Here is a 13271-nt window from a genome sequence, read left to right as displayed (position 1 = left end):
CTCGGATAAACTCCCCTCGTCCATCCGAATTTCACGACAAACCCCTCACCCGGCGAAATCCGCCTCCGACTCCGTTTCCGTCTCCGTGCGGACGGCGATGAGCACGACGCTGATCCCGTCGCTGACGTTCCTGACCAGATGAGGCGCGCAGGCGTTCCAGCTAAAGGAATCGCCTTCCTCCAGCAATGCGGAATCCTCTCCTTGTTCGGCCAACACCTTGCCTTGCAGCACGAGATGCGACTCTTCCCCCTGATGCGCATGCGGAACTTCCCCCGTGGAAGCGCCCGGCGGGAATTCGACGAGCATCAGCTTGATGCCCTTGGATGCGCTGAGGTGTTCGACCTTAAGCTTCTCGCTCCCGCTCGTCGTCGCTTTGCGCTCTTCTTTGCGGACGATCGTCATTCTCTCTTCTTTTTTCATCAATAAATAAGTTAACGGAACGTTCAGCGCCTTGGCGATACTATCGAGCGTCGCGATCGAGGGAGACGTCTTGTTCGTCTCGACCTGGCTCATGAAGCCTTGGGACAAGCCCGTCTCTTCGCAGATTTGGGCGATCGTAATGCTCTTGCGCTTGCGGATCGCGCGAATGGTGGAACCGATATCCATACAAGGGTCACCCCGATCTGAAATATTAGTAATACTGAATTTAATTTTATATTAACAATAAAATGTTTGACAGTCTAGATCAACGGAGTTATATTAGCGATATAAAATTTACATCTCTATAAGTAATATTTTTCGAGCGAGACAGCTAATAAGGAGGAGCATGAATGAACGCTGATCAACCCTACATTTACGATATCCGGTTACCTGCCGCCCTTGAACCCGGCAAGAAATATCCGACCTTGTTTACCCTGCACGGCAAAGGCTCCAACGAACGCAACATGGCGGATTTAACATCCGATTTGGAGGATGAATTCATCCTCGTTCATATCCGCGGCGACCTGCTCTTGGGCGCGGGATTCCAATATTACGAGCTGAGAGGTCTCGGCAACCCGATTCGCGAGAGCTTCGACCGCGCGGTCGCCCAATTAACGGAGTTTATCCTTAACGCGACTAACGATCATCCGATCGATCCAAGTCGACGTTACCTGCTCGGCTTCAGCCAAGGCGCGATCTTATCGATGACCTTGGCGCTGACGATGGGCGAGCAATTAAAAGGCATCGTCGCTTTAAACGGTTATATTCCCGAGTTCGTGAAGACGGAATATGCCCTTCGGCCAACGGACGGCGTATCGATGTTCGTCTCGCACGGGCAATTCGACTCCGTATTTCCGGTTCGCATCGGTTACGAGAACGAAGCCTATCTGCAACGGAAAACGCGGAATCTAACGTTCAAGATTTATCCGACGGACCATGGCGTTTCGCCCGGCAATCAAAGCGATTACGCGGATTGGCTTCGCCGGGACGCGTGCGCGAATGAAGCTTGACGATACGCACAACCCTTTAACCCCCTAACAAATTAACGATATTAAAAGGAGAGACTACTATTATGATGCCCTCTTACTTCTTCGCGCATGGCGCGCCTTCTCTTGTACTCGAACAACATGCCTACACGGATTTCTTGAAAAACTTCGCGAAGGAATCGCCCAAACCGAAAGCGATCGTGCTGTTCTCCGCGCATTGGGAAAACCAAGAGCAGACGATCAGCAACGTCGATACGCACGGCACGATTTACGATTTTTCCGGCTTCCAAGACGAGTTATATCAAATGACCTATCCTGCTCCCGGGGAAGCGTCGGTCAGCGAGGAAATTCGTAAGTTATTCAATGAGCACGGCATCCCTAACGTCATGGACGCTAAACGAGGATTGGATCATGGCGCCTGGGCGGTGCTAAAGCTGTTGTACCCCGATGCGGACATTCCGGTCGTGGCGCTCTCGGTGAATCGTTACCTGACGAATGAACAACAATATCGAATCGGCAAAGCCTTGTCCGCGCTGCGCGAAAAGGATATTCTCATCATTGGGAGCGGCGGCACCGTCCATAACTTGCGCAGGTTGAATTGGCGGGCGCAGGAACCCGAGCAGTGGTCAACCGAGTTCGAGGGCTGGCTGCAAAACAAAATCGAGGCATGGGATACGGATTCGCTGTTCCGGTACGAGGAACTGGCTCCGTTCGCGCGCGACGCCGTTCCGACGAACGAGCATTTTATACCGCTATTGCTGGCGATGGGCACCGGCGACGCGAATCGGCAAGCGAAGCTGCTTCACCGCAGCTATCAACTCGGCACATTAAGCTTGTGCTGTTGGGAGTTCAAATAACATGAATTTGGGATTGCAAGGAAAGTCGGTATTCGTCGCGGCTTCAAGCAAAGGGCTAGGCAAAGCTTCCGCGCTCGAATACGCCAAGGAAGGCGCCCGGTTAACGATCGCGAGCCGCGATCTTGGGCAACTCGAGCAAGCACGGGACGACATTCGTGCCGCTACCGGGCACCAAGCGGTTATCGCGAAGATGGACGTCCGCAACGAAGTCGATATTCGGCAGGCGATTGCCGCCGCCGTATCGGCTCACGGAGGTCTCGACGCGTTGGTCACCAACGCGGGAGGTCCTCCGGGCGGGAATTTCGCGGACATGGCCGATAACGATTGGCAGACGGGATTCGAACTGAACCTGCTGAGCACGATACGGCTCATTCGCGAAGCGTTGCCGGCTCTACGCGCGGACGGCGGCGGACGCATCGTTAACGTTGCATCCACTTCGGTTAAGCAGCCGATCGAAGGGTTGATCCTATCCAACGTATTCCGCGCGGGAGTTCAAGCGCTCACGAAAAGCCTGGCGACGGAGCTCGCCCCGGACGGAATTCTGATCAATACGGTCGCTCCGGGCCGAATCTCGACCGACCGGATCTTCGAACTGGATCGCAAGCGCGCTCAGGATCGGGCCGCGACGCTTGAAGAGATCCAAGCTCAAGCGACTTCGCTCATTCCGCTCGCACGGATGGGGACTCCCGAGGAGTTCGCGCGCTACGTCGTCTTCTACGGCTCGTTCGCCAACACGTACGCGACCGGGCAAACGTTGCTCGTCGATGGCGGAATGGTGAGAGCGATATAGGTTAAATGGTATAATGGGCGTAACCGAATGAGGGGGACGCAGAACGATGCCGATGAACGAAGAGAAAGAGCGGTTAAGGGAAACGTATAACCGCCATGCCAACGAGAGAGACGGCGTTAAGATGGCGCCTTGGAAGTTCAAAGAACGCCAGCAATACATGCAATCGATACTGGAAGAGGACTTGAATTCGATTCTGGAGTTAGGCTCCGGCACAGGCCGCGACGGCCTTTACTTCCAGGAAAACCATTTCGAAGTCGTCTGCGTGGATTTGTCGGACGAGATGGTCCGGATTTGCCGGGAGAAGGGCCTCGACGCCCGGCGAATGGACTTCAGCGAGCTTAGCTTCGAGCCGGAAAGCTTCGATAGCGTCTATGCTATGAATTCGCTTCTTCACGTGCCTAAAGCCGAGCTGGACTCGGTTCTGGAGCAGGTCCGCCGCGTGCTCAAGCCCGGGGGGTTGTTCTATCTGGGCCTGTACGGAGGACAGAGCAGAGAAGGCGTATGGGATGAAGACCACTACGAGCCGAAACGCTTCTTCTCGATGTATTCGGACGAAGAAATTCAAGAGGTCGCGAAGCGTCTGTTCGAAGTAGAGGACTTTCACGCGGAATTGCTCGACGAAAGCTCGCGCTCCCCTCACTTCCAATCGTTGCTGCTGCGCAAACGCAAATAAACAAAACCGTCAGGGAAGTTTCCCTGACGGTTTTGTTCATTTCGAGGCTACGACTCGCCATTGTTGCTTTTGGCGACAAGGGGAGCAGGATCGAGCCGCAAGGATCTCTCTTGGCCTCTGAATCTCCGACATCCCTCGCCCCAACAACCGTCACTTGTTATTCTTGTTCGCCGCGATCTGCTCCGCGAGCTCATTCAACTCGGTCCATCGCTCCATGAGGCCGTCGAGCTTCGTCTCCAATCCTTGCTGCTCCTCGGCAAGCTCTTGCAGCCTGACGGAATCGCTGCTCGCCGCTTCCATCTTCCCGGCCACCGCCTTAATGGCTTCTTCCGTCTCGGCGATCCATCCGTCGATCTGCTCGAAATCCTTCTGATCCTTGTACGACATCTTTAGCACCGGGCGCTCTTTGCCCTCGGGCTTCTCCGAAGCTCCCGTCGCGGGAGCCTTGACCGGCGCAGCAGCCGCTTGGCGCTGCGCTTCTTGCCGTTCCGCCGTCTCCCGGTAATCGGAATAATTGCCTACGTGGTGCGTGACGACGCCGTCTCCTTCGAACGCCAATATACGGTCGACCGTCCGATCGAGGAAGTAACGATCATGCGATACGGTAACGACGACGCCGGGGAAATCGTCCAAGTAATCTTCCAGAATCGTGAGCGTCGAGATGTCCAAGTCGTTGGTCGGTTCGTCGAGCAGCAGTACGTTAGGCGCGTTCATGAGCACCCGAAGCAGCTGCAATCGGCGCTTCTCGCCTCCGGACAGCTTGGAGATGACGCTCCACTGCATCGCCGGCTCGAATAGGAACCGCTCCAGCATCTGCCCGGCGGAAATCGTCGAGCCGTCGGCGGTTTTCACTTGATCCGCGCCTTCGCGAATGTATTCCATCACGCGGAGAGACTCGTCCATCTCCTCGTGCTCTTGGCTGAACCAGCCCAGTTTCACGGTTGGCCCCAGCTCTGCGCTCCCGGAATCAGGCTCGAGCTTACCCGCGATCAACTTCAACAAAGTAGATTTGCCGCTCCCGTTGCGGCCGACGATGCCTACTCGATCTTCAGGCACGGCGATATAGCTGAAGTCCTTGATCAGCGTACGATCGCCGTAGCGTTTCGTCAGATGTTCGATCTCGATGATTTTCTTGCCCAGCCTCGAAGAAGCGACGGATACGTCCATCTTCCCTGCCGCCGCTTTCGGTCCCTGCGACTTCAGCGCCTCGAAACGGTCGATCCGCGCCTTCTGCTTGGTGGAACGCGCCTGCGCTCCGCGTCGAATCCAAGCCAGCTCGTTGCGAAGCAGGTTTTTGCGCTTCGCTTCGGACGCCGCTTCCCGCTCTTCCCTTTCCAGCTTCAGCTCCAGGAAACGGCTGTAATTCGCTTCGTAGAAATATGCTTGGCCCCGATCCAGCTCGATAACGCGATTGCTCACCCGATCGAGGAAATACCGGTCATGCGTAATCATGAGCAGGGCGCCCTTGCGTTTCTGCAGCATTCCTTCCAACCAAGCGACGGAATCGTTGTCGATATGGTTCGTCGGCTCGTCCAAAATGAGAATATCGGACGGCTGTAGCAGCGCGGCGGCCATCGCCACCCGTTTGCGCTGCCCCCCGGAGAAAGTCTCCACCTTCGCGTCGTAATCGAGAATGCCCAGCTTCGTCAGCGCGGCCTTGGCGTCGCTCTCCAGCTGCCACGCGTCCAGCTCGTCCATTCGCTGATTCGCGGAAATCAGTCTCTCCTGCAGCTTTGGATCCTCCGGATGAACGGCCAACGCCGCCATGATCTCGGCGTGGTCGCGAACGACGCGCAGCTGCGGCGAATCTCCTCCGAGCACATGCTCGAGCGCCGTCTCTCCGGGCGAGAAAGCAGGATCCTGTGCGAGCATGCGCATCGCGACGGAGCGCCCGATCGAGATACGGCCGGAATCCGCGGGTTCGAGTCCGGCGATAACTTTGAGCAGCGTGGACTTGCCCGTTCCGTTCACGCCGATGATGCCGATCTTGTCGCCCGTCTCGATGCCGAACGTCACGTTCTCGAACAACATTTTATCGCTATAGCTTTTGGTTATATTTTCAACGGATAATAGATGCATGGAAAAATACCCTCTTTCGGCAAAGAAATCGATCATCCGTATCATATCATAAATTTTTATCGGAATCCGGGAACCAAACGGCACCCTGCGAAGTCTGTTTGTTATCGGGAAGAGGAAGGGACGGCCGGGATGAGCGACGAACACTTGAAATACTTGTCCGCCATCGATCATTTCGATATTCGGGAGATCATGGAGCAATATGGCGAGGACGTATGGAACTACGCGTATTTCCTTACCCGCAAGCATGATTGGGCCGACGACATCTCCCAGGAGGTGTTCATTAAAGCCTATAAGAACATCGACGCGTTCCGGGGGCAAAGCTCCTTAAAGACGTGGCTGCTCAAGATTACCCGCAATACCTCCTTTTCCCATCGTAAGCTCGCGTTTTTCCGCAGGACGGTCGGCCTCGACGCAAGGATGCTGAAGCAAGTTCAGCCCTCCGCGGAAAACGAATACATGGAACGGAGCTACTCCGACGACATCTGGGACAAAGTGATGCAGCTTCCCGGCCGATACCGGGAAACGCTTCTGTTGAACGCGCATTACCACATGTCGCTGGAAGAAATCTCGCGGCACTTGAACATATCGCTCGGCACGGTGAAATCGCGTCTGCACCGAGCACGCAGCCGACTAGCCGATCTGATGGGGAGGGATTCGAACGATGCCGCGAACTGATGCCGATGAGCTCGAGCGTAGACTAGCCAACCGTCCGTTCCGACAACGGAGATTTTCGCCGACCCTCATGGATGCGGTCGAGCGAGAACTCCAAGCGCCCGTGGATGCACCGCGCCGGAATCGTAAGTTCTCTCGCCACGCGTACCTCGTATCGTTTGCCCTGATTGTGATCGCGCTCGTCTCGGGGGCGTTCTTCTACTGCAACGTCGTTCGGAAGGAACCGCTGTCGGCAGCGATCGACCCGACGGAACAACAAATCGTCAAAAACCAATACAAACTCGTCGTTCCGCGAGACTGGGACGCTTCCTTGGGCAATGATACGACCTTCTACCGCAACGGCACGGAGATCGGCGGCGTGGACATCGTCACCTATTATCCCGACCAACCGATATCCGCCTTGTATCCGAATCATCACGAGGTCGTGGAGAATGGGATGCTCGATAACCTTGCCGCGCCAACCGTCATCCGCACGCGAATGATCCTCACTTCGCCGGCCGCAGCCGAAGTGCAGACGAGCGAGGAGCAGCTCCATTATTATTTTCTGATGCCGGAGAGCAAGATCGCTTACGATTTGTACTTTAAAACGGCTAGCGTGGACGACGATACCGCCCAACGGATTGCCGAGAGCTTCGAAATATCGGTGGAGGACAAAGCTTCGCCCGAGGAGTCGCAGACGCCGGAATCGACGGAGACCCCTAAACCGCCGGAGTCGGATAAGTCTCAGTCGCAACCGCTGTGGGAGGAAATCGACCGCAATGGCGCGCTTACCCAGTATCCGGTCGGGGAACAGTTGGATGCTTTGACTTACGAACAAGTAATGGAAGGTTTAAGCGAGCCGAAGCCGCGGGTACGTTGGTATTCCGCGTACCGGATCGTCGAGTACGACAATGTGGACCGTCATGAGGCGATTATCTCGGCGCTTAATCGGTCGGTCGATGACCCGGAAGAACTTGTCGCGAACGCGGCCCGTTTCGCTTTGTCGGTAATGGAGGGGAAATACGAGGAAGCCGAAGGATCCTTGAAGTCTCCGGACGGCAAAGCCTATGCTTTCGTGAAATACCGGGAGGCGAAATTTAACGACGGTAAAATATGGCTGGCAAAGAACGGTCGAGCGACAACGGTTTATACTCCGGACATCGGAGGGATTCTTGACCTAGGCTGGTCTCCGGATAGCCAGTGGTTATTCGCGCGCTACGCGGTACAGACGGCTTCATGGATCGTGCTCGCGAACGCGAAGACGGGGGAAATCCGCGACAAATTCGATCTCGTCCAACGTATTATCGGCGATCCCGCCAACGGCTACGCCGTAGATCCCGCCAAAGCGCCGCGCTTCGACCCTGGAGAACAACTCGTAGACTGGAGTCCGAATAGCAAGAAGTTCCTGTTCCGATATTCGTTCGCGGACGAGAATTTCATGCCGTACGAGGGCTTCGGCGTCTACGATCTGGTTAACAATAAAATCGAGAAGGTGTATATGCTCCCGGCCAACGAATCGGCGGGCGGCATCGATAGCCGGCCGGAAGGATTTTCTTGGAATTGACGGGTTCCGCGCGAATATTGCACTGTTCTAACGCGCTTTAATCGCGCGCAAAATATAAGCTCCGATCGTTCCAAACAGGACGACGAGAATAATCGGAAGTGCCCCTATTCCGATGCCGCCGCCCCCGCCGCCTTTCGCCATTTGAACGATAGCGATGACGACATAACCGAACAAGGCAACGATCTCTAGATTCATCCAGCCTACCAGTTGCCTGGCAAGGGAGTATTGTTTAACCGCGTTAAGTTCCGTGATCGCCACCGGATAATTAAATACGTGAGGGAACCTGGTTAACCAAGTTAACCCCGCGTAGAGAACGGCGGAGATCGCGGGGAGAATCCATAACGTCCATTTGCTTCCCCATCCGTCCGCTTCTCCTTTGCCGTTGAAATGGGTCGCGATTCTGGAGGGCAGGCTCTCCCAATTAACCGCCAAATATACGATCGTCCCGATGAGCAAGAGAAGCGTAGCCAGCCTGAGAGCTCGCTCTCCCCCCGTTAGGGGAACCTCGATTTTAGGTCTTTTAGTTAGTGAATCGTTCATCCCGTTAACCTCCTTCGATAATGAACTTCGGGCACGATAAGGACGCAACAAAACTAGAAAGGTTTAGGCTTGCCTTCTTCGTGGTAATGATAAGTATACCAATGGATGGAGGCGCAACCATGATCTTTAACCATATTTTAGTTCCGTATGACGGATCCGAACCGGCGGCCAAAGCGCTGGATAAAGCCATGCAGCTCGTGAGAGGCGGCGCCGCGGGTAAATTGACGGTAGCGCACGCCATCAATCTGCAGCCCGTAATCATCGCGGACATGACCTTCGTACAACCGGACTTGTATCAAGACCAGGTCAAAGAGCAAGGTAACGCCGTCATCGACAAAATCAAGCAAATCACGGGCGACTTACCCGATACGGCCGTCGTAGTCCTGGCGGGTTCCCCGGCGGATTCCATCGTGGATTATGCCGCGGGGAACGACTGCGACTTGATCGTCATGGGGAGCAGAGGCCTCAGTTCCCTGAAGGAGTTCATGGTCGGCAGCGTGAGCCATAACGTCATCCTTCATGCGCGAATACCGGTAATGATCATGAAGTAAAGATTGCCTAAACGGCGGCGTCCGAACGCAATATAAGCATGGCATCGGAGAAGATGGACATTACGTCCATCTTCTTGTCGTTAAAGACGGGTTTCCCTGACATATTCTTCGGGGGACTTGTCCATGATGGCTTTGAAGTCGCGAATGAAATGCGCTTGGTCGTAATACCCCATATCGTGGGAAAGTTGCACCCAGTCTACGTTCTCGCCTTTTTCGATCCGTTCCGTCACCTCGTGCAGACGAAAACGTTGGATCACGCCCTTCGGGCTCACGCCGACATACTTGTCGAAGAGCCTCTGAATTGTCCTCGCCCCTAAAGAGAACCGGCTCGCCAGCTGTTCGACCCTGAGAATTCCGTGATCCGATACTAGCGTAGCCACGATTTCGTTCAGCAGCTCCACGTTATCGTCCGGTTGTTCCGGCAAGCGTTCAAGCAAGAACCGGTTCATGCGCTCGACTTGCGATCCAACGTCGTCCCTCGACAAAATGTCCTCTTCCAACGTTAAAGCCTCAGTACCGAAGACATCCTCGATGGCGAGGCTTTGCCTCGTCAAATTCGATAAAGGCTTCCGCCAGAAGGGATAAAAGCCGCCGGGATTAAACTTAACGGCGAATACCCTTCCTTTGCCTTGAAGCACTTGCGTAGACGTCTTCTCCCAAATGCCGTATATTCTCGTATTTCCTCGTTCTATCACTAGATTAACGTTAGGATGGGAAAGTACTGTCTGACGATAAGGCTCTTGCCCCCTCAAGTCCCACTCGACCACCCAATAATGCTGAACGAAAGTCCGTAACCGTTCCGCCGGATCGTAACGGGAAAGCTTGTATTTCATTTTGCCGGGGCCGGCTTGTACGATTCCTCGGGTAGAATGATCGGCGATCGGATCCATATGCGATTCCATTCCTTTCTTCCATGAGGTTGTCGCGTTTTTACAATACTTTACTACGGGGCTATTTTATCATAGTGAAAGACTCGATTCGATAAACGTTATCGCCGATTCGCCAATTCTGAAAGGAGAATTAACCATGGAATTGAAATTCGTCATTTACGTCGGGGTCACGCCGGATAAATTATGGGATGTATTCGTCAAGCCCGAAGGTACTCGCGCCACCTTCTTCGGCTCCGTCATTCAATCTACGTTCGAAAAGGGCAGTTCGTATGAATACGTGGGACCCGGGACGGACGGAGACGAAACCGTTCACGTTTACGGTAAGATTCTCGCGTTCGAACCGCACAAAGTATTCAGCGTACTCGAGCATCCGGGACCGTCCTATCGGGAAAATCACGCCGAGCTCAAGAGCCGCATCACGATCACGCTCGAGCCCGTCGGGGAAACGGGTACGACCAAGCTAACGCTCGTCAACGATAATTGGACGGAAAATCATCCTTCCTTCGAAAGCACCTCCGAGAGCTGGCCGATGATCTTAAGCAACGTAAAAACTTACGCGGAAACGGGCAAGACGCTCGACTTCGGCTGGTAAACGCCGAATAAAATTCATCCCCTTCGCGGCCTCCCGTAGGCCGTGAAGGGGATGAATTTTTAAAAAGACACCTAAGTCCTCCATATGGCTAGCCTATTTTCCGATCATCAACATCCTAACGACAGCAGATGCGGCTTCCGCTCGGGTAGTTAACGCCTGCGGCATGAATTTGCCGTCCGGAAGGCCTCCGACGATAATGATTCCGGTCTCTTCTGCTGTGGAAACGGAAGGTTTCGCCCATTTCGGAAGTTCTCCGTCGTCTGTAAGGCTAGTAGGCTTGTCGTTCAAGGGGAGCTTGGCTGCGTTGACGACCATGACGATCATCTCCGCATGGGTGATGTTATTATTAGGCCGAATCGACTTGTCGGAGTACCCATGGATAATGCCAAGCTTATAGGCCTTCTCCAGCGCCGGCAGTGCCCACGCCCCAACTTCGTTTTTATCTATGAAAGGCAGCGGTTTCCCTTCTTCGGCAGGCTTCAACCCTCTAATGAGCATGCTCGCAAACTCCGCACGAGTAACTTTCTCATTAGGTCTGAACGTTCCGTCCGGATAACCGAATACGACGCCTAAATCTACCGCTTTCTCAATGTCCGCTTTCGCTGCATTTCCCGTAATATCCGTAAATTTGGATGATATCGGTGACAGCGGTGGTTCCATAGTTGGCGGTTGCGGAGTCCCCATTACGGTTACGACGCAATAATCGGTAAATCCCCCGCTCACGGACTTTACTTTAATGGTCGCCATACCCTCCAACCGGCCCGTTACCTTGCCGGCACTATCCACATCCGCGATTTGGGAATCAATGCTCCAGGTCACTTCTCGATTCGCTGCGTTCGCAGGAGTGACGTCTGCTATCAACTTCTGAGTCTCCCCAACATTTAATGTGATTGCTTTGGCATTCAATTTCACGCCGCTTACAGCCACTTTATTGAGATCACCAAAATTAAGATCGAAATCCACGAGATATTTGTTGACTTTAATGTCGATGGGATTCGTTTGGATGATTGGAACATCCTTTATTTGATCGATAATCGTAGGCGGAACTTTCGTTTTAACGCTCAAATATACGTCTTCCGTCCCGTAATCCGGGCCATACCGGTCGATAACCATGGACAACTTGTAAATATAGACCGAACTCTTTTTGGAATCGGTCTGGTCGTCATAGCTGAGCGGGCCGATATGATCCGTTGTGTTATTTTTATAAAATGTCTTAGTTCCGTCTGGCCCATACCGGGTAATGATATAATTCGATTCCATGTTCGAATTGTCGTTCCACGTGAGCGTTACCTTTCCATCCTCTTTCGGCGTCGCGATAGCATCCGTAATAGATGCAGGTTGAAGGATTTTGTAGGGACCGATAATCTTCTCCGAGTAGTGCCTATCTCCAATGAGCGGGTTGAAATAGGTACTGAGACGGAACTTGGCCGACACCAACCGCGGGTCAATGGGCATGTAAATATACGGAGTCCAGAACTGCTTCCCGGAATCACCGACAAGCGTGACCCATGTTGCACCGTTATCGGTCGAATACTCCAGCTTCCGGTTCTCGAAACTCGTTGTGCTTGCCTTATCGGTATCGAAATCAATGTTATACAATTTACCCGCTATGACGTAGGTTACCTGGGCTTTGGTCATCGGATCGGTAATCCAAAAGCGATTGATTTGCGCTGCTTCCGATCGCTGCGTCGGCAATAGAACAACCACTGACAATAAAACGGCCATAAGCAATAAAATTTTGGCGAATTTGTTCACGAAAATACGATGCAGATAAAGTCCCCCTTCAACCCCATTAACATTCAGATCCATTCTAAAAGAAACGGCGTTTCAAAAGCGCTTCAGGGCAGTTATCCCGCTTTCGATATTTTGAAGCGCTTTTGAAGCGTTGTGACTGCTAAACTCCTCTTGTGAAATCGAAACGAATAATGGAGGAAGAAAATCGATGAAAAAAAAAGGGTTGATTTTATTGTTCGTCGCTACTGCCTTACTCTCGCTTTCGACCGGAGCATTCGCCGCAAGCAATATCAACGAGATCAAAGCTATTCTCAATAAGGACATCAAATTCGTCAAAAACGGCTCCAGTTGGCGTCCGACGGACGACCGCGGCTCACAGGTGCTGCCTATCGTTTATAACGGAACGACCTATTTGCCGCTTAGGGTTATCGCCGACGCATTTCAAATTCCGGTAAAATGGAACGCTGCGAGTCAAACGATCGAACTTGGAGAGGGCAACGGCCAAATCGATGTCACCACTTTCTTCTCGAAAGATGTGAAAGTCGATTTTTGGAGCGAGAAATCCTACGATGTGATCGATAAGAAGCAGCTTGTTTTCGAGGGTAAAACATACAACGGGGCTTACGCGTTTACCGCGGAAAACGTAGGGTTAGGTTGGTATGACGGATCGCCGAACGCGAAATTCAACTTCGGGAAAAAATATAACACTTTGCATCTGGCCTTGTACGCCGAATCTGCAATGAAAATCAGGGTGCTCAATGCGAACAACCAGCAATTATCCAAGGAGATGAGCTTAGAGGAAGGAAAGGTTACGGAAATAGATATTGACCTGCAAGGCAGCCAATACGCCATCGTATCCGCCTATGATGCACAGAATCAAGCCGTTAAACCGCTTCTTTACATTTTGAAGGATAGCTATGTGAAATAACGAATACCCCTCGATA

The 13271-nt window shown here is 53.2% G+C and carries 14 protein-coding genes; 9 read left to right on the top strand and 5 right to left on the bottom strand.

Annotated elements, in window-relative coordinates:
• Positions 1-45: 45 nt before the first annotated feature.
• Positions 46-606, bottom strand: coding sequence for a helix-turn-helix domain-containing protein (locus D7Z26_RS22795; protein ID WP_120979319.1), 561 nt, complete (start codon positions 604-606; stop codon positions 46-48).
• A gap of 164 nt (positions 607-770) precedes the next feature.
• On the opposite strand from D7Z26_RS22795, the gene D7Z26_RS22790 reads away from it, so the two are divergent.
• The 4 genes from D7Z26_RS22790 (at position 771) to D7Z26_RS22775 (ending at position 3726) form a co-directional block, all read left to right on the top strand.
• Positions 771-1430, top strand: a complete 660-nt coding sequence (locus D7Z26_RS22790) for an alpha/beta hydrolase (RefSeq protein ID WP_120979318.1) — start codon at positions 771-773, stop codon at positions 1428-1430.
• Between the two features lie 62 nt (positions 1431-1492).
• Positions 1493-2263 (top strand): DODA-type extradiol aromatic ring-opening family dioxygenase, encoded by a 771-nt coding sequence (locus D7Z26_RS22785; protein ID WP_120979317.1) that lies wholly within the window; start codon positions 1493-1495, stop codon positions 2261-2263.
• Position 2264: 1 nt separating this feature from the next.
• Positions 2265-3053: an SDR family oxidoreductase gene (locus D7Z26_RS22780; protein ID WP_120979316.1), complete on the top strand. Its 789-nt coding sequence runs from the start codon at positions 2265-2267 to the stop codon at positions 3051-3053.
• Positions 3054-3099: 46 nt separating this feature from the next.
• The gene (locus tag D7Z26_RS22775; protein WP_120979315.1) at positions 3100-3726 is read left to right on the top strand and encodes a class I SAM-dependent methyltransferase; all 627 of its coding nucleotides are present in this window, start codon (positions 3100-3102) and stop codon (positions 3724-3726) included.
• 150 nt (positions 3727-3876) lie between these two features.
• On the opposite strand, the gene D7Z26_RS22770 is transcribed toward D7Z26_RS22775, so the two are convergent.
• Positions 3877-5805 (bottom strand): ABC-F family ATP-binding cassette domain-containing protein, encoded by a 1929-nt coding sequence (locus D7Z26_RS22770; RefSeq protein ID WP_120979314.1) that lies wholly within the window; start codon positions 5803-5805, stop codon positions 3877-3879.
• A 129-nt stretch (positions 5806-5934) separates the two neighbouring features.
• Between D7Z26_RS22770 and D7Z26_RS22765 the strand changes: the two genes are divergently transcribed.
• Together D7Z26_RS22765 and D7Z26_RS22760 are read left to right on the top strand one after the other, a co-directional pair.
• On the top strand, positions 5935-6480 hold the full coding sequence (locus D7Z26_RS22765) for an RNA polymerase sigma factor (protein ID WP_120979379.1): 546 nt from the start codon (positions 5935-5937) through the stop codon (positions 6478-6480).
• On the top strand, positions 6467-8020 hold the full coding sequence (locus tag D7Z26_RS22760) for a hypothetical protein (RefSeq protein ID WP_120979313.1): 1554 nt from the start codon (positions 6467-6469) through the stop codon (positions 8018-8020). Before D7Z26_RS22765 ends, D7Z26_RS22760 begins: the two co-directional genes overlap by 14 nt.
• A 27-nt stretch (positions 8021-8047) precedes the next feature.
• Here the strand turns inward: D7Z26_RS22760 and D7Z26_RS22755 are convergent, their stop codons facing one another.
• Entirely contained in the window at positions 8048-8560 is a 513-nt protein-coding gene (locus D7Z26_RS22755; RefSeq protein WP_120979312.1) for an SdpI family protein, read from the bottom strand.
• A 119-nt stretch (positions 8561-8679) separates the two neighbouring features.
• Between D7Z26_RS22755 and D7Z26_RS22750 the strand changes: the two genes are divergently transcribed.
• On the top strand, positions 8680-9111 hold the full coding sequence (locus tag D7Z26_RS22750; RefSeq protein ID WP_158602410.1) for a universal stress protein: 432 nt from the start codon (positions 8680-8682) through the stop codon (positions 9109-9111).
• A gap of 80 nt (positions 9112-9191) precedes the next feature.
• On the opposite strand, the gene D7Z26_RS22745 is transcribed toward D7Z26_RS22750, so the two are convergent.
• Complete coding sequence (locus D7Z26_RS22745) at positions 9192-10013, bottom strand: helix-turn-helix domain-containing protein (RefSeq protein ID WP_233567132.1); 822 nt, start codon at positions 10011-10013, stop codon at positions 9192-9194.
• Positions 10014-10137: 124 nt separating this feature from the next.
• Between D7Z26_RS22745 and D7Z26_RS22740 the strand changes: the two genes are divergently transcribed.
• Positions 10138-10593 (top strand): SRPBCC domain-containing protein, encoded by a 456-nt coding sequence (locus D7Z26_RS22740; protein ID WP_120979310.1) that lies wholly within the window; start codon positions 10138-10140, stop codon positions 10591-10593.
• A 93-nt stretch (positions 10594-10686) separates the two neighbouring features.
• On the opposite strand, the gene D7Z26_RS22735 is transcribed toward D7Z26_RS22740, so the two are convergent.
• Positions 10687-12288, bottom strand: a complete 1602-nt coding sequence (locus D7Z26_RS22735; RefSeq protein ID WP_158602409.1) for an S-layer homology domain-containing protein — start codon at positions 12286-12288, stop codon at positions 10687-10689.
• 247 nt (positions 12289-12535) lie between these two features.
• Between D7Z26_RS22735 and D7Z26_RS22730 the strand changes: the two genes are divergently transcribed.
• A complete protein-coding gene (locus tag D7Z26_RS22730; protein ID WP_120979308.1) occupies positions 12536-13255 on the top strand; it encodes a stalk domain-containing protein in 720 nt (239 codons plus the stop codon).
• Positions 13256-13271 lie beyond the last annotated feature (16 nt).

Source organism: Cohnella endophytica (assembly GCF_003628305.1).
Taxonomy (GTDB): domain Bacteria; phylum Bacillota; class Bacilli; order Paenibacillales; family Paenibacillaceae; genus Cohnella; species Cohnella endophytica.
The sequence above is the reverse complement of the archived record's forward strand: the minus strand, read 5'-3'. Positions and strand labels throughout refer to the sequence as shown.